Origin of the sequence: Ideonella sp., assembly GCF_041287625.1 — a bacterium.
Taxonomy (GTDB): Bacteria; Pseudomonadota; Gammaproteobacteria; order Burkholderiales; family Burkholderiaceae_C; genus Ideonella.
In genome coordinates this window covers 61,949-74,906 of the sequence record NZ_JBGGNH010000061.1, presented here as the reverse complement: position 1 = coordinate 74,906, position 12,958 = coordinate 61,949, and the positions used below count along the sequence as shown (strand labels likewise).

Sequence of the window (12,958 nt, the reverse complement as noted above, 5' to 3'; positions counted from 1 at the left end):
CGCGTCATCGACACAGCAACCGGAGAACCGCCAGTGGCGAACGATTATCTCTTCACCTCCGAATCCGTTTCGGAAGGTCACCCCGACAAGGTCGCTGACCAGATCTCCGACGCAATCCTCGACGCGATCTTCGCGCAGGATCCACTGTCCCGCGTGGCGGCCGAAACGCTGTGCAACACCGGTCTGGTGGTGCTGGCCGGCGAAATCACGACGCAGGCCAACGTCGACTACATCCAGGTCGCGCGCGACACGATCAAGCGCATCGGCTACGACAACACCGAGTACGGCATCGACTACAAGGGCTGTGCGGTGCTGGTGGCCTACGACAAGCAGAGCAACGACATCGCCCAGGGCGTGGACCGCGCCAGCGACGACTACCTGAACATCGGCGCCGGCGACCAGGGCCTGATGTTCGGCTATGCCTGCGACGAGACGCCCGAGCTGATGCCCGCGCCGATCTACTACGCACACCGCCTGGTCGAGCGCCAGGCCCAGCTGCGCAAGGACGGCCGCCTGCCCTTCCTGCGGCCGGACGCCAAGAGCCAGGTCACGCTGCGCTATGTGGACGGCAAACCGGTGTCCATCGACACCGTCGTGCTGTCGACCCAGCACGCGCCCGAGATGAGCCTGGGCGACAAGATGAAGCCCGAGTTCTACGAGGCCGTGCGCGAAGAGATCATCAAGCCGGTGCTGCCGGCCGAGTGGCTCACCGCCGAAACCAAGTACCTGATCAACCCGACCGGCCGATTCGTCATTGGCGGCCCGCAGGGCGACTGCGGCCTGACCGGCCGCAAGATCATCGTCGACACCTACGGCGGCGCCTGCCCGCACGGCGGCGGCGCGTTCTCCGGCAAGGACCCGACCAAGGTCGACCGCTCGGCCGCCTACGCCGCCCGCTACGTGGCCAAGAACATCGTCGCCGCCGGCCTCGCGCGGCAATGCCAGATCCAGGTCGCCTACGCGATCGGCGTGGCCCGCCCGATGAACGTCACGGTCTACACCGAAGGCACCGGCGTGATCCCCGACGAGCAGATCGCCAAGCTGGTCAATGACCTGTTCGACCTGCGCCCCAAGGGCATCATCCAGATGCTGGACCTGCTGCGCCCGATCTACTCGAAGACCGCGGCCTACGGCCACTTCGGGCGTGAGGAGCCTGAGTTCACATGGGAGCGCACGGATCGCGCTGCCGCACTGCGCGCAGCGGCCGGGTTGTAAACGCCCCGGTCCAAAGACAAAGGCCGCCACCGGGATCCCGGTGGCGGCCTTTTTTCATGGGCAAGTGGCGTGCTCAGCCCATCCCGCAAATCTTGCGAAACGGCCCCAGCACCGCGTCGCCGCGGAAGGGTTTGACGATCCAGCCGTTGACGCCCAGGGCCTTGGCACGCTCGCGCATCGCCGGGTTGTCCTCGGTCGTCAGCATCACGATGCGCACCGCCTGGTTGCCCAGCTCGCTGCGGATCTTCTCGGCCATGGTCAGGCCGTCCATGTTGGGCATGTTGATGTCGCTGACCACCAGCCGGATGGCGGGGTCCTTGTTCAGCTGCACCAGGCCGTCGCGGCCATCGGTCGCCAGCGCCACCTCGAAGCCGTTTTTGCTCAGGAAGCTGGCCACGATCTCCCGCATCGTGTTGGAGTCATCAACCACCAGAACGTGGGCCATGACGGTGTCCTCTTTGAGGTCTTGGGGAATGAGACATGGGGCCGCGCGCGCTCAAAACAGCTCGAGCTCGCCAGTGGCCGCGCTGCTGCCGCTGGAAGCGTCGGCAAACACCGCAAACTCCTCGGGCGACCAGTGCAGGTTGAAGATCAGGCGCTGCACAATGGTCAGCGGCGGCAGGCCGGGTCGGCGCGGGTCCGAAAGCTGGTAGCGCACGCACAACTGCGGGTCCTGCGAGCCGAACGAGATGTACTTGTGCTCATGGTTGATCACGATGGGCACCTGGCTCTGCTGGTTGGCAAAGGCCTTGGGCGGGATGTAGCGGTTCTTGAACGCACCCCAGATCAGGTTGGTCGTCTCGCCCAGCAGGTGATTGAGTTCGCGGAAATTCAGGTCGCCGCCCACGCCTTCGTAGCCCATGCCCTGCATCAGGCCCTGGCGCAACGCACCCTCTTCCGTCTGCAGCATCATGTAGCCGCGGCACCAGGTGCTTTCCAGCGGGATCAGTGTCGACACCTGGCCGAAGATGATGCGGTCATGCACCACGTAAGGCGACTCTGCCTTCACCGTCGCATGCGGGAACATCGAGCACATCGCCGAACAGGTCAGCTCCACCACGCCGTTCACCAGCTCGGTCGGGTAACGCAGGCTGAAGATGCTGCGCTCGACGCAGGACTGCAGCTGCGCCAGGTCGCCGGTCGTCCACGGATGGCGAATCGCAATTTCCTGCTCCTCGCTCAGCGGCCGGTTGCTGGTGCGGCGCAGGAAGATCGGCAACTCCGGCCGCAGCTTGTGGATGCTGCAGGCCAGCGCCAGGCTGTCGTTGCCCTCCAGCGGCAAATCCTCGGCCAGCATCACGCCGCCCAGGTCCTTGTGCTGCGACAAGGTGGCCAGCGCGTCCGGCGCACTGCGCGGCATGGCCATCAAGCCCATGCGCTCGCAAAAATCCATCAGGCATTGGTACTGCTTGGCGTCATGCTCCAGCAGCAGCACCTTGGCGGCGAGATTGGTGGTCTCAGTCACGGCATCCTCCGAAACCCGGGCGTGAACAACACGACCGACCCACACGAGCCAGCCGCTTCATGCATGCTTATCGGCAGGTGGCGGCCGGGCTGGAGGGCGCGGCGGACCTACAGGTTCAAGAGTCCCAAGACCTTGCCCGCCTTCACAAGCCGCGTGTCGAAGCAGGCGAACACCACCTCACCGGGCAGTTCGCGGTTCAAGGTCTGCGCCGAGGCCAGCTGCACGCTGTCGTAGGCACGCAAGGCGAAGGTATCGGCATAGTCGCCAGCCAGCTCGACCAGGGACTGGTCGACTTCCACCTTGACGTAGTGCGGCCAGTCGGCGGTGAAGCGGTCTCGGGCCAGTGCGAGCGCAGCAGCATCTTGCGGCTGTTCGCGGGCGCGCCGGGCCATGGCGGAGACGGCTTCGACCCAGGCGATGCGGCTGACCGCCACCGCGTCGGCTTCTGCCGCGCGGCGCATGACCTGTTCGGAGCCCTCTTCCTGCACGTACAGCTTCACCAGCGCCGACGTGTCGCAGAAGAGGATCAAGCGCGGTCCTCCGCGACCATTTCGCCGAGGGTTTTGCCGTCAGCAGTGAGTTCGACTGCGGGTTGCAACGAAGGCTTCTCGCCGCTCCACTGCACTGCACCGCTGGCCAGCAGCCGGGCAAGTCCGGGCACTTCGGCCTGAGGAATGCCGACCAGTCTGGCCACGGGCTTGTTGTGAGAAGTCACTTCAATGACCTCGCCAGCACGCGCCTGGGCGAGGTACTTCGAGAGACCGGCCTTCAATTCGTGGATGGCGACTTGCATGGGGTCATATTTTCATCCATTGCGAGAAAAATATGACCTCTATTTTTATCAAGCCTTGCGCGGCTTGACCTTGCTGGCCGCCAGTTTGGCCTGCACGCGGGCCCTCTCGACGTCCGCGTCGTGCACCAGGGCCACACCCATGCGGCGCTTGGTGAAGCTTTCGGGCTTGCCGAACAGGCGGACGTCGCTGTTCGGGATGCGCATCGCGTCGGCCACGCCGTCGAAGACGATGCCGTGGGCGTCGACGCCGCCGTAGATCACGGCGCTGGCGCCGGGGCTCTTCAGCGAGGTGTCCACCGGCAGGCCGAGGATGGCGCGGGCGTGCAGCTCGAACTCGTTCTGCCACTGCGTGATCATCGTGACCATGCCGGTGTCGTGCGGGCGCGGGCTGACTTCGCTGAACCAGACCTGGTCGCCCTTGACGAACAGCTCGACGCCGAACAGTCCCTGGCCACCCAGGTTGTCGGTGACGGCCTTGGCGACGCGGCGCGACTCGGCCAGCGCGGCCGGGCTCATCGGGTGCGGCTGCCAGCTCTCCACATAGTCGCCGCTGACCTGCACGTGGCCGATCGGGTCGCAGAACGAGGTCTCGACCTGGCCGCTTTCACCGACCGCGCGCACCGTCAGCTGAGTGATCTCGTAGTCGAAATCAATGAAGCCTTCGACGATGACGCGGCCCGGGCCGACGCGGCCGCCGGCCATCGCATGGTCCCAGGCCTCTTGCACATCGGCCGGGCCATCGATCTTGCTCTGGCCCTTGCCGGAACTGCTCATCACGGGCTTGACGATGCACGGGTAGCCGATGCCCGTATCAATGGCGGCTTGCAGCTCGGCCAGCGAGTCACAGAACTTGTACGGGCTGGTCGGCAGGCTCAGCGTTTCGGCGGCCAGCCGGCGGATGCCTTCGCGGTCCATCGTCAGCCGCGCGGCGCGGGCAGTCGGGATGCAGCGCAGCTTGCCCTCGGCTTCCAGCGCTTCCAGCACTGGCGTGGCAATGGCCTCGATCTCGGGCACGACCAGGTCCGGCTTCTCGGCTTCGATCAGCGCGCGCAACTGCGTCGGGTCGCTCATCGTGATGGTGCGCGCATGGTGTGCCACCTGCTGGCCGGGTGCGTTTTCGTAGCGGTCGACCGCGATGGTCTCCACACCCAGGCGCTGCAGCGCGATCAGCACTTCCTTGCCGAGTTCGCCGGAGCCAAGCAGCATCACACGGGTGGCGGAAGGGGACAGCGGCGTTCCAAGGGTGGTCATGGCGGAGGTCAATCTCGGTATTTCGATGAGGCCGGCATTGTCGCCGCTGCGGCATCATCCCGGCCATGCCCGCCCCGACCCTGGACGACCTGCGCCGCCATGCGATTGCCCGCAGCCTCTTCAAACCCACCACCCTGCCCCGCGCGCTGCAGCGCCTGGGCTTTGTGCAAGCCGATCCGCTGCGCGCACCGGCCCGCGCACAGGACCTGACGCTGCGCCACCGCGTGCTGGACTACCGCGCCGGCGACCTGGACAAGCGCTACACCAAGCTGCCGTACGAGGAAGATTTCTTCGTCAACTACGGCTATGTGCACCGCGACACCCAGGCGCTGATGCACCCGCGCGAGGCCAGGCAGGAGTGGACGCCCGAGCGCTGGGCCCAGGCCGCGGACGTGCTGGCCTTTGTGCGCGAACGTGGCGTGGTGCACCCGCGCGAAGTGGACGCGCATTTCGCGCACGGCAAGGTGACCAACTGGTTCGGCGGCTCGTCCAACGCCAGTACCGAGCTGCTGGACGGCATGCACTACCGCGGCCTGCTGCGCGTGGCGCGGCGAGAGGGCGGCACGCGGCTGTACGCGGTGCGCGAGGCCGCGGCGGCACCGGTCGACCGCGACGTGGCCTTCGACACGCTGATCGACCTGGTGGTCAACAAATACGCGCCGCTGCCGGCCACGACGCTGGCGCAGCTGACGCGCTTCCTCGGCGGCGGCGTGCCGCAATGGCGCGCGCACCGGGCCGAAGCGCTGGGCCGGGCCCGCGAGCGCCTGGCCAGCGCCACGGTGGACGGCGTGCAGTGGTTCTGGCCGGCCGACGAGAAGCCGGCTTCGAAGCGCCACCAGGTGCCTGAGGCCGTGTGGCTGCTGGCACCGTTCGACCCGGTGGTCTGGGACCGGCCGCGCTTCGAGCATTTCTGGGGCTGGGCCTACCGCTTCGAGGCTTACACCCCCGCGGCCAAACGCCTGCGCGGCCACTATGCGCTGCCGCTGCTGTGGCGCGAGCAGGTGATCGGCTGGGCCAACCTGAAGGTGAGCGACGGCCGGCTGGTGCCGGACCTCGGCTTCGTCGACAAACGGCCCCGCAGCGCGGCCTTCAACCAGGCGCTGGACGAGGAGCTGCAGCGCATGCACAGCTTCCTCGGGCTGGACTGAGCACGCTCAAACGTTGACGTTGGCCATGCCCGCCTCCGGGTAGCGCGTGCCCGAGACCGGGTGTTCGGCCAGCACCGCCATCAGTTGCTCGCGCAGCGCCGGATCCAGCGTGATGCGTGCGGCCGCAGCGTTTTCGTCCAGCCGGGTGCTGCTGCGGGTGCCGGGGATGGGCACGATGTCGTCGCCCTGGTCCAGCAGCCAGGCCAGCGCCAGCTGGGCCGGCGTGTGACCGTGGTCGCGGGCCAGCATGCCCAGCGCGTTGGCCAGCGCCAGGTTGGCGTCCAGGTTGCCGGCCTGGAAGCGCGGGTTGGCGCGGCGCCAGTCGTCGGCCGCCAGTTGGTCGGTGCTGCGGATCGCGCCGGTCAGGAAGCCACGGCCCAGCGGGCTGTAGGGCACCAGCGCGATGCCCAGCTCGCGGCAGGTGGGCAGCACCTCGTCTTCGACGTCCCGGGTCCACAGCGAATACTCGGTCTGCACCGCGGCAATGGGGTGCACCGCGGCGGCGCGGCGGATGGTGGCGGCCGAAGCTTCGGACAGGCCCAGGTGCTTGACCTTGCCGGCCTTGACCAGCTCGGCCATCGCGCCGACGGTCTCTTCGATCGGCACGTTCTTGTCGACCCGGTGCTGGTAGTAGAGGTCGATCTGCTCGACGCCCAGGCGCTGCAGGCTGGCCTCGCAGGCCTGGCGCACGTAGGCGGGGCTGCCGTCGATGCCCAGGATCTTGCCGTCCGGCGCGCGCACGTTGCCGAACTTGGTGGCGATCACGACTTCGCTGCGGCGCTTGGCCAGCACTTGCGAGATCAGCTGCTCGTTGCGGCCCACGCCATACATGTCGGCGGTGTCGAAGAAATTCAGGCCGATGTCCAGCGCGTGATTCAGCACGGCCAGGGACTGGGCGTCGTCCCGCGGGCCGTAGAAGTCGGACATGCCCATGCAGCCCAGGCCGATGGCCGGGACTTCGGGGCCCTGGGTGCCCAGGCGGCGGCGCGGCAGCGCGGCGGTTGGCTTGGTGGTGGTCATGGCAATCTCTCCTTGTGAGCGGGCAACGGCCCTGTGCCGCTGCGATGGACCGAAGCTTAGGCAGCGCCGCCACGCCGGCACAGTGCAAAGCTCGGCCATCCTTGCCTGATCCTCCGATCCTGCGGCCACCGGACAACCAGGGCCAATGCGGCGCTTGCACAATCGACAGCATGGCCGAATCGACACTTGCTGCTGCTCCATCCACTGCCGAACCTGAACTGGATGCCCTGCGACAGCAGGCCCTGGCCCTGGCGCTGCGCAGAGCCACCGGCGATGGCACGCACGCCACCGCGGTGCCCGGCCTGAAGCTGATCCGCGCCAGCGCACCGGCCGCGCGGCTGCCGGTCGTCTACGAGCCCGGCCTGGTGCTGGCGCTGCAGGGTGCCAAGCAGGTGCAGCTGGGCGAAGAAGTGCTGACCTACGGCCCCAGCCATTGCCTGCTGGTGGCCATGCCGCTGATGCCGCGCAGCCACGTGATCCAGGCCACGCCGGAACAGCCTTACATCTGCCTGCGCTTCAACTGCGACACCCAGGCGCTGGCCGACCTGCTGCTCGAACTCGATGCCGGCCCGCCGGTGACGGCAGTGCCGGCCGAACCTGCCGCCATGGGCCTGAACCTGGCGCCGGTGACGGCGCCCCTGCTGGACGCCGCGCTGCGCCTGCTGCAGCTGCTGGACACGCCGCAGGACCTGCGCATGCTGGCGCCGCTGGTGCAGCGCGAGATCTTCTACCGTGTGCTGACCGGGCCGCTGGGCCCGCGGCTGCGCGCGCTGGCAGCCGGCGACAGCGCCGCGCCGCGCATTGCTCGCGCGGTCGAGCAGCTGACGCAGCGCTACGACCAGCCGCTGCGCATCGACGAACTGGCCGCCAGCGCGGCGATGAGCCCGTCCACGCTGCACCTGCGCTTCAAGCAGCTGACGACGCTGTCGCCGCTGCAGTTCCAGAAGTCCTTGCGGCTGCAGCACGCGCGCCGGCTGATGCTGGCCGAAGGGCTGGATGCCAGCACCGCTGCGCACCGTGTGGGCTACGAGAGCCCCTCGCAGTTCAGCCGCGAGTACCGCCGGCTGTTCGGCACGCCGCCGCGGGCTGACATCAGCCAGCTCAAAGCCCCCGCCGGCGCGACATAAGTCCCGGAACCGGCGCCCGCGGTACCGCACCCGCGGCAAGGGGAGCCTCGCCATTGGCTGCGGCGCTGGTTAGAATCCGGGCCTCGGTTCCGAGGAGCGTTGCAAGGCCAGCAGGCCCCAGGCTCGGAACTTCCTGCTTTGCAACTGCGCTCACCCGCACAACCCTGCGATCCAGGGTTCGTGGCGCCCAGGGTGAGTTGTGTCCCGCTTGTGTCGGTGCACGCGTGTTGTCCATCCTGTACGCCACCGCGGGTCAACCCTTTGACTTCCGGAGCTCCCGATGAACGCTGCTACGCCCACCAGCCAACTGCTGGCCACCGACTCCCACGTGATTGCCGACCTGTCGCTTGCCGCCTGGGGCCGCAAGGAAATCAAGATCGCCGAGACCGAGATGCCCGGCCTGATGGCGATCCGCGAGGAATTCGCCGCCGGCCAGCCGCTCAAGGGCGCGCGCATCACCGGCTCGCTGCACATGACGATCCAGACCGCCGTGCTGGTCGAGACGCTGCAAGCCCTGGGCGCGCAGGTGCGCTGGGCCTCGTGCAACATCTTCTCCACGCAGGACCATGCCGCCGCTGCGCTGGTCGCGAACGGGGCAAATGGGGTGGGCACCCCCGTCTTCGCCTACAAGGGCGAAACGCTGAAAGATTACTGGGACTACACCCACCGCATCTTCGACTTCGGCGCCAAGGGCACGGCCGGCGAAGGCCCGAACATGATCCTGGACGACGGCGGCGACGCGACGCTGCTGATGCACCTGGGCCAGAAGGCCGAGAAGGACCTGTCGGTCATCGCCCACCCGAAGAGCGAAGAAGAAACCGAACTCTTCGCCGCGATCAAGGCCAAGCTGGCGGTGGACCCGAGCTGGTACACGCGCAAGAGCGCCGAGATCATCGGCGTGACCGAAGAGACGACCACCGGCGTGCACCGCCTGAAGGAAATGAGCGCTGCCGGCACGCTGCTGTTCCGCGCCATCAACGTCAACGACTCGGTCACCAAGAGCAAGTTCGACAACCTGTACGGCTGCCGTGAATCGCTGGTGGACGGCATCAAGCGCGCCACCGACGTGATGATCGCCGGCAAGGTCGCCTGCGTGGCCGGTTATGGCGACGTGGGCAAGGGCTCGGCGCAAGCACTGCGCGCGCTGTCGGCCCAGGTCTGGGTCACCGAGATCGACCCGATCAACGCGCTGCAGGCCGCGATGGAAGGCTACAAGGTCGTGACCATGGAGTACGCGGCCGACAAGGCCGACATCTTCGTGACCACCACCGGCAACAAGGACGTCATCCGCCACGCGCACATGGCCGCGATGAAGGACCAGGCCATCGTCTGCAACATCGGCCACTTCGACAACGAGATCGACGTCGCGTCGCTCGAGAAGTACGAATGGGACGAGATCAAGCCCCAGGTCGACCACGTCATCTTCCCGGACGGCAAGAAGATCATCCTGCTGGCCAAGGGCCGCCTGGTGAACCTGGGCTGCGGCACCGGCCACCCCAGCTTCGTGATGAGCTCCTCGTTCGCCAACCAGACCATCGCCCAGATCGAGCTGTTCTGCCACCGGGACGGCTACGACGTGGGCAAGGTCTACGTGCTGCCCAAGCACCTGGACGAGAAGGTCGCCCGCCTGCACCTGAAGAAGGTCGGCGCGATGCTGACCGAGCTGACGGACGAGCAGGCGGCCTACATTGGCGTGCCCAAGCAAGGCCCCTACAAGCCCGACACCTACCGGTATTGAGCGGGGCTACTGCGCGGCGCTGAGGCGCCGTTGGGCGGTGCTCGGAATCCTCACGTACAGGAAGTACGTTCCGGTTCCTGTGCGCCGCCCGCCTAGCCTGAGTGCCGCTCGCGACGCCCGAAACGTTTCCGACATCAAAAGAAGACCCCATGCGCGCTGACCAACTGATTCTTCAACGAGGCCTCGTGGCCACCCGGTCGGCGGCTCAGCGCTTGATCGAGAGCAACGCCGTGCGGTGGAAGGGGCCCAAGGGTTGGGCGGTGATCAACAAGGCGGGGCTAGACGTGCCGGAGGACTGCGAGCTGCAGGTGACCGACGACGCCGAGCTGCGCTTTGTCTCGCGCGGTGGGCTGAAGCTGGAGGGCGCGCTGAAGGCCTGCAACATCGACGTGACCGGAAGGCACTGCCTGGACCTGGGGCAGAGCACCGGCGGCTTCACCGATGCGCTGTTGCAGGCCGGCGCGGCCCATGTGGTGGGCATCGACGTGGGCCATGGCCAGTTGCACCCCAAGCTTCAGGCCGACGCGCGCGTGACGAGCTTCGAAGGCCAGAACGCACGGGACGTGGAAGGCTCGCCTTTTGCGGCCAGCTACGAGCCGCACAGCTTCAACTTCGTGACCGGCGACCTGTCCTTCATCACCTCCACCCACGTGCTGCCGACCATGGTCGAGTACCTTGCGCCGGGTGGCGACCTGCTGGTGCTGATCAAGCCGCAGTTCGAGCTGCAGCCCGCGCAGATCGGCAAGGGCGGCATCGTCAAGGACAAGGTGCACTTCATCGAGGTGGAAAACCGCCTCTGGCAGGCCTGCAAGGCGCATGGCCTGAAGGTGCAGAAGTACTTCGAAAGCCCGATCAAGGGCGGCAACGGCAACACCGAATTCTTCGTCTGGGCAAAGCAGCCCGTTTGACCCTGCGAGTCAGATCGACATGACCCCCATCAGCTTAGAGTTTTTCCCTCCGAAGACGCCCGAAGGCGTGGTCAAACTTGCTGCCGTGCGCCAGCAGCTGTATGCGCTGAAGCCCGAGTTCTGCTCGGTGACCTACGGTGCCGGCGGCTCGACGCAGGACGGCACGCTGGCCGCCGTGCAGGCCATCCTGGCCGAGGGCGTGGACGCGGCCTCGCACTTCACTTGCGTGGGCGCCACGCGCGCGTCGGTGCGCGAGAAGCTGCAGCTGTTCCAGGGTGCCGGCATCCGCCGGCTGGTCGCCCTGCGCGGCGACCTGCCCAGCGGCTACGGCAGCTTCGGCGAGTTCCGCTATGCCAGCGACCTGATCGCCTTCATCCGCGAGACCACCGGGCAGCACTTCCACATCGAAGTAGCAGCCTATCCGGAGATGCACCCGCAGGCCAGGTCGCCGCAGGCCGACCTGGAAGCCTTCGCCACCAAGGCGAGGGCCGGTGCAAATTCCGCGATGACGCAGTTCTTCTTCAATGCCGATGCGTATTTCCGCTTCGTCGACGAAGCCCGCGCGCTGGGGCTGGACCTGCCCATCGTGCCCGGCATCATGCCCATCACCAATGCCAGCGGCCTGATGCGCTTTGCCGACAGCACCGGCGCCGACATCCCGCGCTGGATCCGCATGCGGCTGCAGAGCTTTGGCGACGACACGGCCAGCATCAAGGCCTTCGGGCTGGACGTGGTGAGCGCACTGTGCGAGCGCCTGCTGGCCGGTGGCGCGCCGAGCCTGCACTTCTACACGATGAACCAGAGCACGGCCACGCTGGCACTGTGCGAGCGCCTGGGCCGCTGAAGCCAGCGTGGCGAGCACGCATCATGCGGCCCGCCCGCTGCTGACCTGGATCAAGACCCGTGCTCGGGCGCGGCCACGCGCACCGGCGACTTGCGCCAGCACAGCTTGACGCACCCCTTGCAAGGTTGCAATGACATCACGCCATGTCATTCAACAACAAGGAGTTCGCCATCATGCGCAAGACCCTCATCGCCCTGGCAGCCGTTGCCGCCGCCCTCGCCCCGCAATTCGCCGCTGCTCAAAACAGCGGCCAGTGGTTGCTGCGCGCCCGCGCGCTCTACCTGCAGTCCGACAACAGCGACAGCACCGGGCTGGACCTGAAGATCAACGACAAGGCCTTTCCCGAGTTCGATGTCAGCTACTTCTTCACGCCCAACATCGCCACCGAACTGGTGCTGACCTACCCGCAGCGCCACACCATTCGCTCGGGCGACACCATCATCGGCAGCCTCAAGCACCTGCCACCCACGCTGACGCTGCAATACCACTTCACCGGCCTCCAGGCGCTGCGCCCCTACCTGGGCGCTGGCGTGAACTACACGCGCTTCTCGTCGGTCAGCTTCGAGCCCGCGGTGGACGCGGCGTTGGACCCGTCGGTCAAGAAGAACAGCTTCGGCTGGGCGCTGCAGGCCGGCGTGGACGTGCCGATGTCCAGCGGCTGGCTGCTGAACTTCGACATCAAGAAGGTCCAGATCGAGACCGATGTGAAGTCCGCCGGCACCAAGGTCGGCACCTTCAAGGTCAACCCGTTGCTGATCGGCGTGGGTGTCGGCAAGCGATTCTGATCGGGAGCTTGCCGCCCGCCCTCCCGGCGGGTGGCACGAAGTCGTGTGCCTTATTCAGGCCACTGAACACCTTCTTCGTTCAGCAAGGCATCCAGCGGCACGTCGTGCGGCTCGGGCGCCAACCACGGCACATAGCCGTGGGCATAGCCCAGGCCCGCGGTGTAGGGGCGTGGCTGGATCTCGGCCAGCGTGCGGTCGTAGAAGCCGCCGCCATAGCCCAGGCGCAGGCCGCCCGGCCCGTAGCCTACGCAGGGCACCAGCAGCAGCTGCGGGTGGAAGATCTCGGTGTCCTTGGGCTTGGGAATGCCGTAGGCGTCCTCTTCCATCTCGCAGCCGGGGTACCAGACGTGGAAGCTCAAGCGCTTGGTCTCGCGGTTCATCACCGGCAGGCCGATGCGCCGCGGCGGCTGGCCCGGCTCGGCCGCCTCGCTCCAGCGGTACAGCGCGGGCAGCGCGTCGAACTCGCCCTTGATCGGCCAGTACGCGCCGATCGTGGTCTCGGGCCGCTTGATCAGCCAGACCTGCAGCACTTCCTGCAACTGCGCCGCGCGCTTGTGGCGGTCCAGCAGCCCCATGCGCTCGGCCTGCAATTGCTTGCGCAGCACGGCCTTGTCGCGGGAAGGTTCGAGTTGCAGCTTGAACGGCAGGGTCATGGTCGGGCTCG

At 67.1% G+C, this 12,958-nt stretch carries 14 protein-coding genes and 1 riboswitch; of the genes, 7 read left to right on the top strand and 7 right to left on the bottom strand.

What is annotated here, in order from left to right:
* Positions 1-33: 33 nt before the first annotated feature.
* Positions 34-1,215 (top strand): methionine adenosyltransferase, encoded by a 1,182-nt coding sequence (metK, locus tag ACAH41_RS22905; RefSeq protein ID WP_325653435.1) that lies wholly within the window; start codon positions 34-36, stop codon positions 1,213-1,215.
* A 73-nt stretch (positions 1,216-1,288) separates the two neighbouring features.
* On the opposite strand, the gene ACAH41_RS22900 is transcribed toward metK, so the two are convergent.
* From ACAH41_RS22900 to purT, 5 genes are all read right to left on the bottom strand, one after another.
* The gene (locus tag ACAH41_RS22900) at positions 1,289-1,660 is read right to left on the bottom strand and encodes a response regulator (RefSeq protein WP_325653433.1); all 372 of its coding nucleotides are present in this window, start codon (positions 1,658-1,660) and stop codon (positions 1,289-1,291) included.
* 51 nt (positions 1,661-1,711) lie between these two features.
* Positions 1,712-2,680 (bottom strand): chemotaxis protein CheX, encoded by a 969-nt coding sequence (locus ACAH41_RS22895; protein ID WP_325653432.1) that lies wholly within the window; start codon positions 2,678-2,680, stop codon positions 1,712-1,714.
* Between the two features lie 107 nt (positions 2,681-2,787).
* Positions 2,788-3,210, bottom strand: coding sequence for a type II toxin-antitoxin system VapC family toxin (locus tag ACAH41_RS22890; protein ID WP_325653430.1), 423 nt, complete (start codon positions 3,208-3,210; stop codon positions 2,788-2,790).
* Complete coding sequence (locus ACAH41_RS22885) at positions 3,207-3,473, bottom strand: type II toxin-antitoxin system prevent-host-death family antitoxin (protein WP_325653428.1); 267 nt, start codon at positions 3,471-3,473, stop codon at positions 3,207-3,209. Before ACAH41_RS22885 ends, ACAH41_RS22890 begins: the two co-directional genes overlap by 4 nt.
* Before the next feature lie 48 nt (positions 3,474-3,521).
* Complete coding sequence (gene purT, locus ACAH41_RS22880) at positions 3,522-4,724, bottom strand: formate-dependent phosphoribosylglycinamide formyltransferase (RefSeq protein WP_325653426.1); 1,203 nt, start codon at positions 4,722-4,724, stop codon at positions 3,522-3,524.
* Between the two features lie 65 nt (positions 4,725-4,789).
* Between purT and ACAH41_RS22875 the strand changes: the two genes are divergently transcribed.
* Positions 4,790-5,872, top strand: a complete 1,083-nt coding sequence (locus ACAH41_RS22875) for a DNA glycosylase AlkZ-like family protein (RefSeq protein ID WP_325653424.1) — start codon at positions 4,790-4,792, stop codon at positions 5,870-5,872.
* Between the two features lie 6 nt (positions 5,873-5,878).
* Here the strand turns inward: ACAH41_RS22875 and ACAH41_RS22870 are convergent, their stop codons facing one another.
* Positions 5,879-6,892 carry an aldo/keto reductase gene (locus ACAH41_RS22870; protein WP_325653422.1) on the bottom strand — a complete coding sequence of 338 codons (1,014 nt, stop codon included), beginning with the start codon at positions 6,890-6,892 and terminating at the stop codon, positions 5,879-5,881.
* A gap of 170 nt (positions 6,893-7,062) precedes the next feature.
* Between ACAH41_RS22870 and ACAH41_RS22865 the strand changes: the two genes are divergently transcribed.
* From ACAH41_RS22865 to ACAH41_RS22845, 5 genes are all read left to right on the top strand, one after another.
* Entirely contained in the window at positions 7,063-8,019 is a 957-nt protein-coding gene (locus ACAH41_RS22865) for an AraC family transcriptional regulator (RefSeq protein WP_325653420.1), read from the top strand.
* Positions 8,020-8,104: 85 nt separating this feature from the next.
* Positions 8,105-8,178, top strand: a riboswitch (S-adenosyl-L-homocysteine riboswitch).
* 121 nt (positions 8,179-8,299) lie between these two features.
* The gene (ahcY, locus tag ACAH41_RS22860; protein ID WP_325653418.1) at positions 8,300-9,757 is read left to right on the top strand and encodes an adenosylhomocysteinase; all 1,458 of its coding nucleotides are present in this window, start codon (positions 8,300-8,302) and stop codon (positions 9,755-9,757) included.
* A gap of 185 nt (positions 9,758-9,942) precedes the next feature.
* The gene (locus ACAH41_RS22855; RefSeq protein WP_325653416.1) at positions 9,943-10,665 is read left to right on the top strand and encodes a TlyA family RNA methyltransferase; all 723 of its coding nucleotides are present in this window, start codon (positions 9,943-9,945) and stop codon (positions 10,663-10,665) included.
* Positions 10,666-10,684: 19 nt separating this feature from the next.
* Positions 10,685-11,509 (top strand): methylenetetrahydrofolate reductase [NAD(P)H], encoded by an 825-nt coding sequence (gene metF, locus ACAH41_RS22850; protein WP_325653414.1) that lies wholly within the window; start codon positions 10,685-10,687, stop codon positions 11,507-11,509.
* A 173-nt stretch (positions 11,510-11,682) separates the two neighbouring features.
* A complete protein-coding gene (locus ACAH41_RS22845; protein WP_325653734.1) occupies positions 11,683-12,294 on the top strand; it encodes an OmpW family outer membrane protein in 612 nt (203 codons plus the stop codon).
* Between the two features lie 50 nt (positions 12,295-12,344).
* Here ACAH41_RS22845 and ACAH41_RS22840 read toward each other — a convergent pair whose 3' ends face one another.
* A complete protein-coding gene (locus ACAH41_RS22840; RefSeq protein ID WP_325653412.1) occupies positions 12,345-12,947 on the bottom strand; it encodes a 5-formyltetrahydrofolate cyclo-ligase in 603 nt (200 codons plus the stop codon).
* Positions 12,948-12,958 lie beyond the last annotated feature (11 nt).